This window comes from Staphylococcus sp. HL28, assembly GCF_021117155.1.
Taxonomy (GTDB): Bacteria; Bacillota; Bacilli; order Staphylococcales; family Staphylococcaceae; genus Staphylococcus; species Staphylococcus warneri.
Map to the genome: position 1 here is coordinate 1,990,077 of NZ_CP088218.1, position 13,673 is coordinate 2,003,749.

18 protein-coding genes are annotated in these 13,673 nt (G+C 28.2%); 3 read left to right on the forward strand and 15 right to left on the reverse strand.

Going from position 1 to position 13,673, the window contains the following annotated elements; all coding sequences use genetic code 11:
- Nucleotides 1-11: 11 nt before the first annotated feature.
- The gene (locus LPC11_RS09690) at nucleotides 12-956 is read right to left on the reverse strand and encodes a cation diffusion facilitator family transporter (RefSeq protein WP_107566544.1); all 945 of its coding nucleotides are present in this window, start codon (nucleotides 954-956) and stop codon (nucleotides 12-14) included.
- Nucleotides 957-1,406: 450 nt separating this feature from the next.
- Here LPC11_RS09690 and LPC11_RS09695 point away from each other — a divergent pair, with 450 nt between their 5' ends.
- Entirely contained in the window at nucleotides 1,407-2,408 is a 1,002-nt protein-coding gene (locus LPC11_RS09695) for a DUF4352 domain-containing protein (protein ID WP_023374873.1), read from the forward strand.
- 197 nt (nucleotides 2,409-2,605) lie between these two features.
- A complete protein-coding gene (locus tag LPC11_RS09700) occupies nucleotides 2,606-3,109 on the forward strand; it encodes a hypothetical protein (RefSeq protein ID WP_023374872.1) in 504 nt (167 codons plus the stop codon).
- Between the two features lie 688 nt (nucleotides 3,110-3,797).
- Here LPC11_RS09700 and LPC11_RS09705 read toward each other — a convergent pair.
- Nucleotides 3,798-3,980 carry a hypothetical protein gene (locus tag LPC11_RS09705; RefSeq protein ID WP_023374870.1) on the reverse strand — a complete coding sequence of 61 codons (183 nt, stop codon included), beginning with the start codon at nucleotides 3,978-3,980 and terminating at the stop codon, nucleotides 3,798-3,800.
- Between the two features lie 25 nt (nucleotides 3,981-4,005).
- Complete coding sequence (locus LPC11_RS09710; RefSeq protein WP_023374869.1) at nucleotides 4,006-4,263, reverse strand: hypothetical protein; 258 nt, start codon at nucleotides 4,261-4,263, stop codon at nucleotides 4,006-4,008.
- A 697-nt stretch (nucleotides 4,264-4,960) separates the two neighbouring features.
- On the opposite strand from LPC11_RS09710, the gene LPC11_RS09715 reads away from it, so the two are divergent.
- On the forward strand, nucleotides 4,961-5,314 hold the full coding sequence (locus LPC11_RS09715) for a hypothetical protein (protein WP_023374867.1): 354 nt from the start codon (nucleotides 4,961-4,963) through the stop codon (nucleotides 5,312-5,314).
- Between the two features lie 393 nt (nucleotides 5,315-5,707).
- Here the strand turns inward: LPC11_RS09715 and LPC11_RS09720 are convergent, their stop codons facing one another.
- From LPC11_RS09720 to LPC11_RS09775, 12 genes are all read right to left on the reverse strand, one after another.
- Nucleotides 5,708-6,031: a hypothetical protein gene (locus LPC11_RS09720; protein ID WP_023374866.1), complete on the reverse strand. Its 324-nt coding sequence runs from the start codon at nucleotides 6,029-6,031 to the stop codon at nucleotides 5,708-5,710.
- A gap of 15 nt (nucleotides 6,032-6,046) precedes the next feature.
- The gene (locus LPC11_RS09725) at nucleotides 6,047-6,577 is read right to left on the reverse strand and encodes a hypothetical protein (RefSeq protein WP_041613884.1); all 531 of its coding nucleotides are present in this window, start codon (nucleotides 6,575-6,577) and stop codon (nucleotides 6,047-6,049) included.
- A 593-nt stretch (nucleotides 6,578-7,170) separates the two neighbouring features.
- On the reverse strand, nucleotides 7,171-7,416 hold the full coding sequence (locus LPC11_RS09730) for a sigma factor-like helix-turn-helix DNA-binding protein (protein WP_158261688.1): 246 nt from the start codon (nucleotides 7,414-7,416) through the stop codon (nucleotides 7,171-7,173).
- Between the two features lie 545 nt (nucleotides 7,417-7,961).
- On the reverse strand, nucleotides 7,962-8,381 hold the full coding sequence (fosB, locus tag LPC11_RS09735) for a FosB/FosD family fosfomycin resistance bacillithiol transferase (RefSeq protein ID WP_231307237.1): 420 nt from the start codon (nucleotides 8,379-8,381) through the stop codon (nucleotides 7,962-7,964).
- Between the two features lie 29 nt (nucleotides 8,382-8,410).
- Complete coding sequence (locus LPC11_RS09740; RefSeq protein WP_231307238.1) at nucleotides 8,411-8,818, reverse strand: YjdF family protein; 408 nt, start codon at nucleotides 8,816-8,818, stop codon at nucleotides 8,411-8,413.
- A gap of 172 nt (nucleotides 8,819-8,990) precedes the next feature.
- A complete protein-coding gene (locus LPC11_RS09745; RefSeq protein WP_331275760.1) occupies nucleotides 8,991-9,491 on the reverse strand; it encodes a DJ-1/PfpI family protein in 501 nt (166 codons plus the stop codon).
- A gap of 288 nt (nucleotides 9,492-9,779) precedes the next feature.
- A complete protein-coding gene (locus LPC11_RS09750) occupies nucleotides 9,780-10,544 on the reverse strand; it encodes a hypothetical protein (RefSeq protein WP_231307240.1) in 765 nt (254 codons plus the stop codon).
- Between the two features lie 202 nt (nucleotides 10,545-10,746).
- Complete coding sequence (locus LPC11_RS09755) at nucleotides 10,747-11,481, reverse strand: Panacea domain-containing protein (RefSeq protein WP_231307241.1); 735 nt, start codon at nucleotides 11,479-11,481, stop codon at nucleotides 10,747-10,749.
- Nucleotides 11,482-12,144, reverse strand: coding sequence for a nucleotidyltransferase family protein (locus tag LPC11_RS09760; protein WP_231307242.1), 663 nt, complete (start codon nucleotides 12,142-12,144; stop codon nucleotides 11,482-11,484).
- Between the two features lie 120 nt (nucleotides 12,145-12,264).
- A complete protein-coding gene (locus tag LPC11_RS09765) occupies nucleotides 12,265-12,819 on the reverse strand; it encodes a terminase small subunit (RefSeq protein WP_231307243.1) in 555 nt (184 codons plus the stop codon).
- Nucleotides 12,820-12,823: 4 nt separating this feature from the next.
- The gene (locus tag LPC11_RS09770) at nucleotides 12,824-13,165 is read right to left on the reverse strand and encodes a MarR family transcriptional regulator (protein WP_231307244.1); all 342 of its coding nucleotides are present in this window, start codon (nucleotides 13,163-13,165) and stop codon (nucleotides 12,824-12,826) included.
- Nucleotides 13,166-13,167: 2 nt separating this feature from the next.
- A complete protein-coding gene (locus LPC11_RS09775) occupies nucleotides 13,168-13,626 on the reverse strand; it encodes a pathogenicity island protein (RefSeq protein ID WP_231307245.1) in 459 nt (152 codons plus the stop codon).
- Nucleotides 13,627-13,673: the final 47 nt, after the last annotated feature.

A 13,673-nucleotide genomic window follows, 5' to 3' on the forward strand; every position in this document is an offset into this window, starting at 1 on the left:
CTAATATCTCTCTATGCTTCACCGTATTGTTTAAAATATGCTTCATCTAAATGATTAAGATGGATATTCTCTACTTGCAATGTGACATGTCGTAATCCATATTTATCTTTAAGTAGTTTAGTAACTTTATTTATTGTTTCATAAGGAGACTTAATATATTCATCGTTTAGTACAACGTGAGCACTTAAAGAACTATGATTAGTTGTAATGCTCCATAGATGAAATTCATGTACATCAATGACACCTTCTACTGATTTCATGTCTGCCATTATGATATCTGTATTAAAACCATCAGGCACACGCTCCATCAATACTTTCCATGCATTTTTAATAATTTTAAACCCACCATTAAATATAATTAAAGAAATAATTATACTAATGATCGGATCAATCATATTCCACCCCGTGAAATAAATGAGCACTACTGCTACGATGACACCTATAGAATTTAATAAATCACCAAAGAAATGCCATAATGCACTTTGGATGTTAATATTATCTTCTTTCTTTAAAGACGCTACTAAAATCAACGTCAAAACAATATTAACGACTAATCCTATGACAGCTATGACAACCATAAGACCACTTTCTACAGATCTTGGATGAATAATCCTAATAATTCCTTCATACATGATACCTAGTGAAATCACTATAAGCGCCAAACCATTTAAAAAGGCAACTATAATTTCTAACCTCATAAAACCATAAGTATAATTCTTAGTAGGTGCTTTACTTGCGAAATATATTGCTACCATTGATAGCGCTAAAGCAAGCACATCACTCAACATATGAAATGAATCTGATAGCAATGCAAGCGAGTTAGATACGATCCCGCCTACAAATTCTACTATTGTAAAAAAGAGCGTAATAATTAAGGATAACCATAATGTCGTCTTAGAACTATTTTGAAATTTGCGATGTTCAACATGATGAAAATATTTTGTTTGATTATTCATGGATAAGACTCCCTTGGTTAGAAACACAACAATCATATATAGTTTCTTAAGTCATATTTTTTAATCTTTATTATTTTTCTTCTTATTTTGGCTATATAGGTTCAGTATTATAAAAACAAATACTGGGAAGAAGATAATGAAAAAAGTCATATCAATTCTCCTTTTATTTGAATACAGCTATTTAAATTATTTTTTTATTCTTTCAACTTTATAGTACCAATTGTTCTATATCAATTCAAAATTACACGAATAACTTTATAGTTTCTATTTTTATATCAGATAAAATTGTCTTATATAACAAATTAGTATCTATACAATCTATTATCATTTTAAAATTGATAAAAAGTAATTTATGTTATCAACCTTTATAACTAAAAGTGATTACTAAAAGCCCTGTCATAACAGTATTATTAATATATATGTAAATAACAAATAAAGGAGATATGTTGAATGGAAGAAAACTATAATGAAGAACAGCAAAGAAAACAATGGGAACAATTCCAAGAGTTTCAAAGACAACAAGAAAAGCAAAAGTATGCAAAGTCTAAATCTAAGAAACCTTGGATTTGGGTTGGTGTAGGTTGTCTCGTTTTCTTTATTTTAATTATTATTGGCATTGTTGCATTGACCTTTGGTATGAATGGTGGATTCAAGCATCATGCAACAGGTACAAAAAATTATAAAATCGGTGATACCATTAAAAACGGTGATTTAGAAGTTAAAGTTAAATCAATTGAAAATACTAAAGCTGTTGGGCCTTCAATTGCACCTACTAATGCGAAAGATACATTTGTTGTCGCAGATGTTTCAATTAAAAATAAGGGAGACAAAGCATTAACAATCGATAGTCATATGTTTAAATTAAAATCTGGAGATAAATCATTTGAAGCAGATGCCACTGGTTCAGTATCAGCTAACCAAAGTGATGATGGAAGTATCACCAATTCATTTTTCTTAGAACAAATTAATCCTGACAGTACGGCCGAAGGAAAAGTTGTATTCGATGTTTCCGAAAAAGTTGCTAATACTAAAGATAAAAAACTAGAAATCACATCTAGCTTATTCAGTGCTAAAAGTATAACTGTGGATCTATCAGATGCTAAAACATCTACTAAAGATAAAAAAGATGATGATGCTACTAACGACGAAAGCACTTCATCTACCACATCAGGTTCATCGGATGACACTTCATCAAGTAATACTAGTAATTCAACTTCATCATCTGCATCACCTTCATCAAACACTAGCAGTCATCAAGACGCTAGTAGCAGTTCGTCAAAAGCAACACCATCTAAAGAAGATTCATCATCTTCTGCACCTAAAGAAAGTGAACCTCAAGAGTCAAAATCAGCTATACCAAATAGTGAAAATACACCCAAACCATCTAATAACACTTCATCAAATAGTGCGCCTTCGAGTGCACCTAGTGACAGTAGTTCAAAGTCAGAATAATACATTAACATTGTCATCACATTAAAAGATAAATACGTATCATATCATTGCCACTCATATTCGGAGTGGCATTTTATATTTTGAAATATTACCCTATTATGATATCGCTTTAAATTTGATATCGCTATACGTTAGAATGACACCACAATGTCACTAATACATTGTAGCCAAATAATTTAAATGAAGGAGATCGAGACATGAAGAAACCCTTTTTTATTTTATTATCAAGTTGTTTAATTTTAGGCGCTTGTGGCAACCATGATTCTAAACATAAAGAAGAACATAAAAAAACTGAACATAAAAAGTCAAATGACTCTAAAAAAGACAAAGAAAACTCTAAAAACAAACGTTCAAATGATCCTAAGAAAGATAATATCAAAGATTATGACGAAGAGAAGAAAGCGTCAAAAAAAGATAAGGATAAAAAGAAAGATAAAGCTAAAAAACAATCTTCATCTCAAAGCAAACCTAATCATAATAAACAGGCAACTACTCAAAATAACGGGCAAAATGCACAACAAGGAAGCCCATCCCAACAGTCTAATGGTCAAAATCAACAACAATCACAATATCAGCAACCCCAACAATCTAATGGCCAAAATCAACAACAATCGCAATCTCAACAACCGCAACAATCCACTGGACAGAATACACAACAACCACAGTCTAGTGGCCAGAACACAATGCCAGCTTCAAATTAACAATATCTAAAACATAGTAATCCGAACTAACTATATAATATTGAAATCATAATTCAAGTCCCGCTTTCCTAACATGTTAGGAGTGGGATTTTTGACTTTCCAAAAATATAAATACTAGTATAAAAACAACCCACAATTCTAGGAATTGCAGGTTAAGTCAACCACTCAAATTCTAATTTTATTATCGAAAATTCTTTAGTTCTTTAATGATTTAAAACCTCTTTTTATATCTCTGATTAAACCACTAGATCCTAACCAATTAGAAATCTTTGTCATGATAAATGCAATCATTTTACCTACCAAATCCATACATATGACCTCCATAGGCTTTTAATAATATTTACCACGAAATAATAATGATGTAACATATTTCATTTTGTTAGTGAAATATATTTTAAAACACCTTACCTATAATAAGCTAAGTTCTATTTAAAATATGATAAATATATAGCTATTATCACTAATACTAATGCAATTGCACCATGTCCAAACATATTCATTTTAATTTGCGTTTTATTCAAGCTCTTTCCCCTATTCATACGCTTATAATTTAATTGATATAAAAATGTCCAAAACGTTGCATATATTAATATAAATAATAATCCTAAAATAATTGCTACATATATACTAATATTAATCATCCTTTATATTATGAAGTGATATTACATTTAATAAACAATATAAGCGCTCACCTAATTTGCTTGGCGTTAATAATAATAGACGCTATTCCTAAACAAAATAAAAAGAAAATCATCAAATAAACAGTCATATTATCCGTCTTGATATAAAATTTAAAAAGAATAAATGATAATAACGCGACAATAAAGTAAACAGGAATAAAAGATTTTTTCCAAAATAATGAATCTTTCATAAAAATCCCCCTCGTATACAAAGTATTAATCTTCAGATGAATCGCTCATTAATTTATATATAACATATATCACAACAACAATGATCGTAAGCAAGTCAAACGAATGTATAAATGCATCGCCAAATGAATGATCTAACCAAAAGAAACGAATTAAGAATAAAAAAATTGATTGAAATAAAATAGCAATGAAAATATTAATTATGGATTTAGCTAATATAAAATTATATACAATATATATTATTCCTAATATGGTAACAGTCCACATTAATATATGAGGTAACATTTAATCCTCCTTAAATAAGCGTTATAGCTAAGTAGTGATAATGAATTATTTAGCTCAATGCTCTACGAATTCAATTATTTTTATTAAATTGAGCATGAATATAAATTAATAAAATACCAATCAATATAAACATCAAATGTCCTATTACACTAAGAATTTTAGATTGGTTCAGATTTAATATATGAAAAATAATTGGTTGCAATATGATTAATAATAATAGATACAAACCCAATTTAATTGAAGTAAAATACTTTGCCATATTCGCTCTCCTATTGTTGATTTTTTCTTCATCATCTTTTATGTCTGGTGCTATCAAATAAATGGGTATTAAAAAGGCTAGTATTAAACTGATATATCTTCTTATCTTTTCTGGCAAATCTGTCATTAATGGATGAAATAAATCTATAACCATAATAATTACAATTAATATTAAATAAAATTGCTTTCTTTTGATGTTAGCACCTTCTTTTATTAAAACATTAACAAACTTTAGTTATTTCGTCATTAAAGTGATGAAGTTAAATTATTCAATGATGCTTTTAATATTTCATAACTATTAATATAAATGATCCCTTTTTAACACTTATGTATTAGAATAGGACACTTAAGAAATCCACAACAACTCTATATGAATTACTCTAAACTGAAAATATAGTCCAATTATTAGATAAATCTATATATTTAGGAGTGAATAATCGTGTTCGAAAATAAAGATGATATTACATTACTTTATCAAGCTATTTCAGAACTAGCTGAAATCATAGGTCACCATCCTTACAACACAAAATCAATCAGCCTTTTATGTTTGGATTTAGGTATAACACTCGAAGAATATCAAAAAGTACTGATAGCATTCTTAAAATTAGCACATAGTAAAAATACAGAAGAAATGGAAATAAATGATTTTAAAAAGATATTAATTCAGTATATTGAAAAATATAATGACCTTACGGATTCTCAAACATTAAGATTTATTGAAGGCTATGCACGTAACTATATTCCCGAACTACTGTCATACGCCGAGAAACTTTATCTCGAAATACGCGTATAACTAAATTGAAATTGATTGGTGCAATACACTATTTTTGAACCAAATCAAAAAAACCACAACCACATGGGTTGCAGGCTATATAATGGAGACGGCGAGAGTTCATTAATGCGTATATATTTGTATAAAAATCGCTATAAGTATTGTCATAGCAATGTTTAAATTGTCTAATCAGTCGTGTGTAAAATATTAAAATTGAAAAATACAAGGAATTTGGGGCAAAGAATAGCATTATTTTTATATCAAATTTACAGTTCTGAATATAATTTATTAATATAATCAATTAATGACTGTTTGTTCCTAAAGTATACGTTACTTATATTTTTATTAAAGTCGTTAATACATTTTATATTCAGTAAGAAAAGAAGAGCAGTCATCAGACTGCTCTATTTTCATTTATTTTATGATGCTATTTATTAATTCAACATATAACTCACTATTTTTATAACCCTCTAATATATCATTTACTTGTCTCATTGGAATTTCTGGTACTTCTCTAATGTTTTCCAATTTTGTTTTGAATTGTTTTTTTGTTATTTGCTCTTTATTAGTAGCCAATTGGAACAAGTAAGAATCTAACATATTAATTTCTTTATATGAATACATATATCTTAATAACATTAAATCCCTAGTTTTTAAGTTTGGCGCTAGTTCTTCTTGTAATTGTTCTATTGATTGTTTCATTAATAACAATCTTGTTTCTAATTCTTCATTATTCATTTTATCACACTCTTTTTATATTAATGCTTGACCAACTTGAGAAACCCAAAATCCTATGCTTCTTGCAGTAGAATCTTTAATACCAGTTCCCATCAAAGCTTGTGAAACTTGTCCTTGTACATTTCCCCATGTAGCTTCTTCTTGTTTTAATACATTATTCAATGCAGGATTTACATATTTATACCATCTTTTTTCCAATGATTTTCCAGCACGAGGACTGATTTCTTTTACACCATTAAACACAGCTTTTTTATTTTTAATCATAGCTTTTATGCCTTTTTTAACAGCGTATGATCCTCCAACTCTTTCAGATGTGCCTTCTTTTAAATTAGATGGTAAGTTATCAATAGTTTTTTGGCTAGTTCTTTCTGGATTTTTAAATAATTCATCTAATGCTTTATCATCTGTATTTGATTTTTCAGTAATTTGCTTAGTATTTGTATTTTCGTTATTTTGGGTAGTATCTTGCGCACTTGCTATAGGTGTCGCAGTTGAAAGGAATAGAGCGCTCATTATCAATGTTCCAAATATTTTACTCAATTCCAATATTAAAACTCCTTTGCTTTATATTTACTCCCAATCACAAAATTATATTCCCATAATCAACATAGCATACTAAACAATAAATTCAAGTTTGGATAATTAAAGTTTTTGTAAATTGAAATTTACTGTCGGAGTTTAATGCAAAACCATCACTTAAACATTATAAGGATACACTTTCTCATTATTATTAACCCGAATTTTATATTCAAGTAATATAAATTAAAGAATGAATAACATGGTTAATATTGTAATTATTTTCTTATTTATTATTTCCCTTTATTCTGTAGATCTTTCTTTTAACTTACATTAATAAGAGATCAAACTAGAGCTTTTACAAAAATGAAAATAGTTTTCGGAACAAATACAAATAATAATACAGGTAAAACTAAATTAGAATTACGTTATCTTGTTTGGGAACGTAAAAAAAGAAAATTTTATATTGATTATCTCAAACAAAATAAAATAATTCACTTAGAAGGCGAAATTTTCTTGAATGGGAAATATATTATAAAGATAAACCTCCATTCAAATATGATGGTGAAAAATCATTTATACATAAATCAATTAGAATATTTACTAAATAAAAAAGCTACCAATTACGGTAGCTTTTCTAAGAGTCCATCATATATTTGTCTAATGCGTTCACGACTTAAATCAAATATTTCCCCTATATTTTCGTATGAATGCCCCTCGCTAATTAACCAGTACACATAATACTCTTTATCTGATGCGATTGTTTCTATCAAAGTATCTAGTTCATTAAAGTATATTGTGTCGTCTATATGATCATTCTCTATTTCTTCATCTTGATTTATATTAAAGAAATTATCAATGTTAGTCACTATAATATCTTAGTCGATATCATTTTTATGTTGATAGTTTTTCAGAAATATTTTCACACTTTGTTTATCATATTTTTTCATACCCAACCTATCTCATTTGCTAATTGTTTAATAATGGTTCCACGCCCTTTATTAAAGATATAAACATTGTTGATAAAGCAACAAATAGACAACTCGCATATTTTAAATACAATATTAAAGAAGATATTTATACTGAAGATGAAAAGGTTCATAGAGTAATTACACAAATTAATACTATGGATAGATCCATCACGATTTATTATAATATTGCGTCCTAATTATAAGGCGCTTTTTATGTGCTGGGGCAATAATGGGGCAACAAAAAACCCACAACCACATGGGTTGCAGGCTATATAATGGAGACGGCGGGAGTTCATTATAGCGTTTATCTATTCGTGTAGAAATGGCTATAAGTATTGTTATAGCAACGTTTACATTGTCTATTTAGTTGTGTGTAAAATGTTAAAATTGAAAAAACACAAGAAATTTGGGGCACTTATAAAAATTAAAATACAGACAATTAACTATTCATAAAATTTTATATGAGGCTTTTCATCTTTATAATAATCTATTCGATCTTGTAATGAACCTGTGTGTAATTCTAATTTATGACCGTCTGGATCAGTAAAATATATTGATTTTTTATCTCTGACATCTCTTGGGCGACCTTCTAATATATTTACATGATTTTGTTTTAGCCAGTCGTACCATTCATCAAAATCATTCTCCTTAATTGAAAAAGCCATATGAGTATATGAGTAATAAATTTCATTTCTTGGTATTTCGTCTTCTTCATTTAAAGCTAACCACAAACCACCTATTGTAAAGTAAGCTGTCTTTTCGCTTTCTAGTAATATTTTAGCTTTCAGTATATTCTTATAGAATTCAATAGACTTTTTAATATCTGAGACTGAATAAGTAACGTGATTTACGGATAGAATCATATAAATACTCTTATTCACATATTTTAACACTAATGTCCTTTATGCTTTTCTTTAGCTTTATTTTTCTTTATTTCTCTTTTTCTCTCTTTAATGAGTTCTTTTTTCGCCTTACTTCTCTTCTTGGATAGTTTTTTATTCAATTCTTGCTCTTCTTTTATAGCTATTTGCGCTTTAGTAAAATCTTTGACCTTTTTTTGTTCTTTCGAAACTTGTCGTTGCAATCTTTTAGGATTTATTTTTCGTTTTTTTCTTTTAGTTCTAATACTAGTCTTTGTATTATCGATCATTATTAATAGATAATTCTCTATAAAATAAATGACTTCTCCATCATCTGGTTCTGTACCAAAGGTATATTTAACAAATTTTGATTTACTTCCTACTTTGTATTCAACTAAACCAACATAAAATTGTCCGTCGTGAAATACAGATAGCTCCATGCTATCCCTCCTCTTAATTATTCAGAAATGATGGACGACCTGAGGAGGAAGGTTACTGACAGATAAAATATATCTGCATTGGGACTACCAACCCAATTGTGTTTTTACATTTCTATATATAGTTTAAAATAAATCATAAAAATTTCAACAGAGTAATCAAAGAATATAGTTTTTAATTATATGGGTTACCATACTTTTTACAATACTCATAAAAGCCATTTTTAATCATAAACATCTTTTTATTAATATTCGTTGGAGTATCAAAATTGATTAATATCAAAACTTCTTCAGTAAATTCAAGTTCGCCTGTTCCATTTGTCGTAACTAAATTACCATCAGTTATAGCCTGAGTTTCAACAAAACGATTAGCATTTTCATATTTCTTTAACTTGTTCCATAAATAAATTGAATTCCCGATATGTCTATATTTATTTAGAAACCCATTTTTAGCTAAATAATCAACTGCTCCACATATAGCTCCAACTGGCTTTTCTAGTTCAAATGTTTTTTCAATAAAATTGAGTAGTATTTTATCTACAATATTCCACTTATTCCCACCTATTAATATTAATACATCAAAATCGTGAGTTTCATTAGAAATTTTAGAATCAACTAATAATATCATTCCACCAATTGACTTCACTTTATTCGTTACAGATACTATCTTAGTAATTCATCTATCACTACTATTTATAATTGAACTTAAATGTGCAATTTCCCAGTCTGCGAATTCATCTAATAATAGAAACAAAGCTTTTTTCATATAGTAGGCTCCTTGTACATTATTTGTTAAATTCATATAAACGTTTACATTGCCTAATTAGTGTGTGTAAAATGTTAAAATTGAAAAAACAAGTTGAATTTGGGACAAATATTGAACAATGATTTATATTAGACTTTTACTCTTAATAATAACCAATTGTTAACTATCTTTCATTCCTAAACGTAACCGCATTTTAATTCAATATTTTTTTATAACTTTATATATTTTTTTTAATTCTTTATCTTCCAGTAAATTTTCATAAGTATATTCTATAAGTTCTTCAAATTGATAGTGAAACACCTGTAATTTACCTAGAAACGTTTCTAAGTTAGGTACAATATATTGAATTTTCTCTAATTCTTCAACTTCAAAATTTGAAACTCTTTCGTATTCATTTAATATACTCCCAATTATTGAACAATACGAGTGTATTGTTACAAATAAATGTTCATTAAACGTCATAATATAGTATGCATTTTCTTTTTGCATTATATTATTTATTTGATTAATTATATTTTTTCCATTCACTTTAAAATAATTAAATAAGTTATTTGCATTATGTACATCTATATTATTAAGTTCAGTCACTCTATCATATAGCATATTCTCTTTTAAACATTTTTTAGAGTATTTAGGTTCTATTTTAAATATTTCATTATCAACTTCATCAAAATTCATTTTAACTTTTTTTAATAAATCTAATGATACAGGCAAATATTGTATTCGTTGCCGTTTTAATTCAAGTTTTTGTGTATTTTCTCCTGAAATTTTAGCCCCTAAATAAGCACCACCAAACGTTGCAAATACTCCAACGAAACTTATAGCTATAGAATAACCAGTGATACTATGTTTAGGATCTACACAACTAATAATATAACCTACAACAAAAACAAATGATATTATTACAAATATTATAATGGGAGCTATAATAATGTGTTTTACCTCTAATTTATTATTTCGCAATTTACATACCTCATTTTTATCACAATAATATCACAGTTATATATGGAGTAACTACCATCGTTCTTTCGTTTCACATAATCTTAATTCACAATGTTTTATCTTTACTGAACATACATATCTATACAAACTCAATCCTCACTGCAACACAGGACGTTTCTCAGCGTAAAAAACACCACGTGAGAGTGGTGTTGAACGTAAAAAGTTATTTCACTGGTATCGATGACTTTATTAAATCTACAGTAATGGGGCTATTTTGTCCTAATTTATATGCTTTATCCCATGCTGTGTTTTTTTTATGAGTTTTTTCAACCATGTCCCAAGCTGACACTCCATCATACTCATCAATAACATCTTTTATTAAACTACTAATATATTCAGAATCCTTTTCTCTGAATATTTTATATGTTATTGGAGTAGTAGCATTACTTATCACACTATATACAGACTGATCATCTTTTTCAGTAAGTACGTCACTTTGCCCCCTGTACGTTGAATAAACTTCTCTAACTACAGGTCCATAATCAAAGGCTAAAAATCTATCTTTAAATAACTCTATTTTTCTATTTAAAAAGTATCTTTCATATACTATATAAAGTAATTTTTGAAGTTTAAGTGGAGTAGTAGGTTTCAACATTAAAATATATCTCGCTATATCCATAGCACTTAATCCGTGAGGAGATTTAGCAACGTCTTTAAAATCAGAATATTTTTCAAAAATAGTTACATTTTCAAAAAAACTATCTTTTTCCTTTATACTTTGAATTGTATCTTTTGACGTAGTAATCATATGTGTATAAAAATCAATACCTAATTCTCTTAAATCTTCTTCATAAAGTTTTATTTTTTCAAGATCTCTTTTTTCAGTTATAGTCATATGAAATGCTAATCTTCCTTCATGGTCATATTCTTCCAAAATTATTAAATAATGTTTGTACATTTATCTCACCACCCTACTTTTTTCTAATTCTTTTTCATATTCTTCCCAATTTAAATAATCTTGCTTATATATCTTATGCGATTTTTTATTATTTTTATGGTCTTTGTTTAGCCATATTTGAAGTTCACATGGAAAACAAAAATTATCAATCTTAAAATATAAATGAATTGCTTTATAGTCTTTTTTACTAGCGTTTATTATATTTATTCTACCATTAAATTTATCATAAACATACTCATTTAATACATTATACACATTATTTAATTCAACATCACTTTGTAAAGTGAATCTATATCCTAACAAATCATTTAAACATTTAATAATAGGATACTTCCCTTTACCACTTTTTGTTTGATATTTTAAAAGTTTGTTATAAATAGACCTTTCATTTTTTATACGTCTATCTATTTCTAATTCCAACTCTTCATCAATCAATAAAATTCTATTTTCTTTCTTTACTATTTCTTTAAAAATCACTACATTATCTAACAACTCACTATTAATATACGTATTTTTATCATCAAAAAAATCGCAAACACATTTCTTTTTAAAATTAATCTTGTTACTTCTTAGTTCAACAAAGGTATCAGCGTAGTTAGTCATTCTTTCATAAATAACAGAAATTATTTTTTTTAGAAAATTCAACTCATCGTCATAAGACATAATTTACTCCTAATCAAATATAATTCTATTAAGTATAACTCTATATTTTCTTAGAAACAACCAAATATTACAACTGTATATTATTATCTCAAAAAATTAATATTCGTTTATCCCTTAAATCTACCTAATATCATCAATATGAAACTCTGCATTAGGATATTGCTTTTCCAATTCTTTTAAATCTCGCTCACTCTCTTCATTGTCTTGACCGATACTATCTATAAATACTGGTGTCGCCACATTCATATCTACTTTATCAGTAAAGATACTGTGGTAACGTCCAAGTAGGTCACGTGCTTTTAAACGATCACTTGGCTTAATCGGCACTTCTACCGTTTCGACATGTTCATTGTATACGAGATTCATACGTCCCGTATCTGGATTTTTTTCAAACGAGCTTTTCTTGACTACAACTTCCTTAGTTTCAGTTTCATCACCAACAGCTGATTTCGTAAGTAGGTACAACGTTTCTTTTGCTGTTAAAATTGTATCGTCTATAATCTCATCTTTCTTGCTTTGAATATAGTCTTTTACCTTCTCGTTGCGCAAAAGTCTGCTACCAGTTACATGTGCGCTATTTGAGCTATAACCAGCATTTATAGCGCTTTGAGTAACGTTAAGTGTCTTAAGATACTCATTCGCAAAACGCTCTTGTTTAGGCGTTAATTTGTCCATTGAATCACTCCTTATTTTCTACAATTTTATTTAGTAAACCATCAAATAACTGTTGGACTCTGGATTGGGTAATTTCTAGTATTTGAGCTATATCTCCAAATGTGCGTCCATTACATAGCAATATAAAAATATTGTATTCTCTAAAATCTGCAATACGATCAACCAGTAAATTTAGGTCGTTCATAAATATATGGTCATCTGCATTAATCTTTTGATATGAATATTCTTCTACTTCATCATTTAGCGTAAAGAAATCATTAACTGATACATCCTTATAATCATCATCCACATTATTATGGTAGTTTAATATAAACGTTTTAAGCGTCTCTTTATCACCAACAAACATAATCACACCACCATTGTATGTTGTGGCTCACTAGCCTTTGTTAAAGGCTTATCATGACTAATGTTATATAAATCTACCTGCAAACGTTCAATGAGCTCATGTGCCTTGATACGTCCATGTGATTGCATGTATCTAACCACTTTCTGTTGTTCTTCTTTCGTATAGGTATTGAGCACCTGCTTTAATAAATATAATCGGATGGCTGAATCATCTTTAAAGCGTTTTAAATTACCTTTTGTTTCACTAATCCATATCACGAGCTTATCGACTGGATAAGATACAGAAATAATGCCCATAATCTGGTCACATGTTGTAATGGAAGTACTTAAATGATACATCTCATCTATATGTGACTGTGCCGTCTTAATTTTAGAATTAATGTATTTAGGATTATATTTTGTTAATAACTCATATTCAGATATCTTTGATTGTTGATATGATTCATTAGTACGTTCCTGCACGATAATACCTCCCAATAATATAGAATGAGCCTACCCAATTAAGGATA

Excerpts from the sequence above, each read along its gene's own strand:
- LPC11_RS09710 (WP_023374869.1), bottom strand. The coding sequence starts at position 4,263 with ATGTTACCTCATATATTAATGTGGACTGTTACCATATTAGGAATAATA.
- LPC11_RS09700 (WP_023374872.1), top strand. The coding sequence starts at position 2,606 with ATGAAGAAACCCTTTTTTATTTTATTATCAAGTTGTTTAATTTTAGGC.
- LPC11_RS09770 (WP_231307244.1), bottom strand. The coding sequence starts at position 13,165 with ATGTTTGTTGGTGATAAAGAGACGCTTAAAACGTTTATATTAAACTAC.
- LPC11_RS09690 (WP_107566544.1), bottom strand. The coding sequence starts at position 956 with ATGAATAATCAAACAAAATATTTTCATCATGTTGAACATCGCAAATTT.
- LPC11_RS09705 (WP_023374870.1), bottom strand. The coding sequence starts at position 3,980 with ATGAAAGATTCATTATTTTGGAAAAAATCTTTTATTCCTGTTTACTTT.
- LPC11_RS09760 (WP_231307242.1), bottom strand. The coding sequence starts at position 12,144 with ATGTCTTATGACGATGAGTTGAATTTTCTAAAAAAAATAATTTCTGTT.
- LPC11_RS09695 (WP_023374873.1), top strand. The coding sequence starts at position 1,407 with ATGGAAGAAAACTATAATGAAGAACAGCAAAGAAAACAATGGGAACAA.
- LPC11_RS09740 (WP_231307238.1), bottom strand. The coding sequence starts at position 8,818 with ATGGAGCTATCTGTATTTCACGACGGACAATTTTATGTTGGTTTAGTT.
- fosB (WP_231307237.1), bottom strand. The coding sequence starts at position 8,381 with ATGATTCTATCCGTAAATCACGTTACTTATTCAGTCTCAGATATTAAA.
- LPC11_RS09720 (WP_023374866.1), bottom strand. The coding sequence starts at position 6,031 with ATGAATAATGAAGAATTAGAAACAAGATTGTTATTAATGAAACAATCA.
- LPC11_RS09755 (WP_231307241.1), bottom strand. The coding sequence starts at position 11,481 with ATGTACAAACATTATTTAATAATTTTGGAAGAATATGACCATGAAGGA.
- LPC11_RS09765 (WP_231307243.1), bottom strand. The coding sequence starts at position 12,819 with ATGGACAAATTAACGCCTAAACAAGAGCGTTTTGCGAATGAGTATCTT.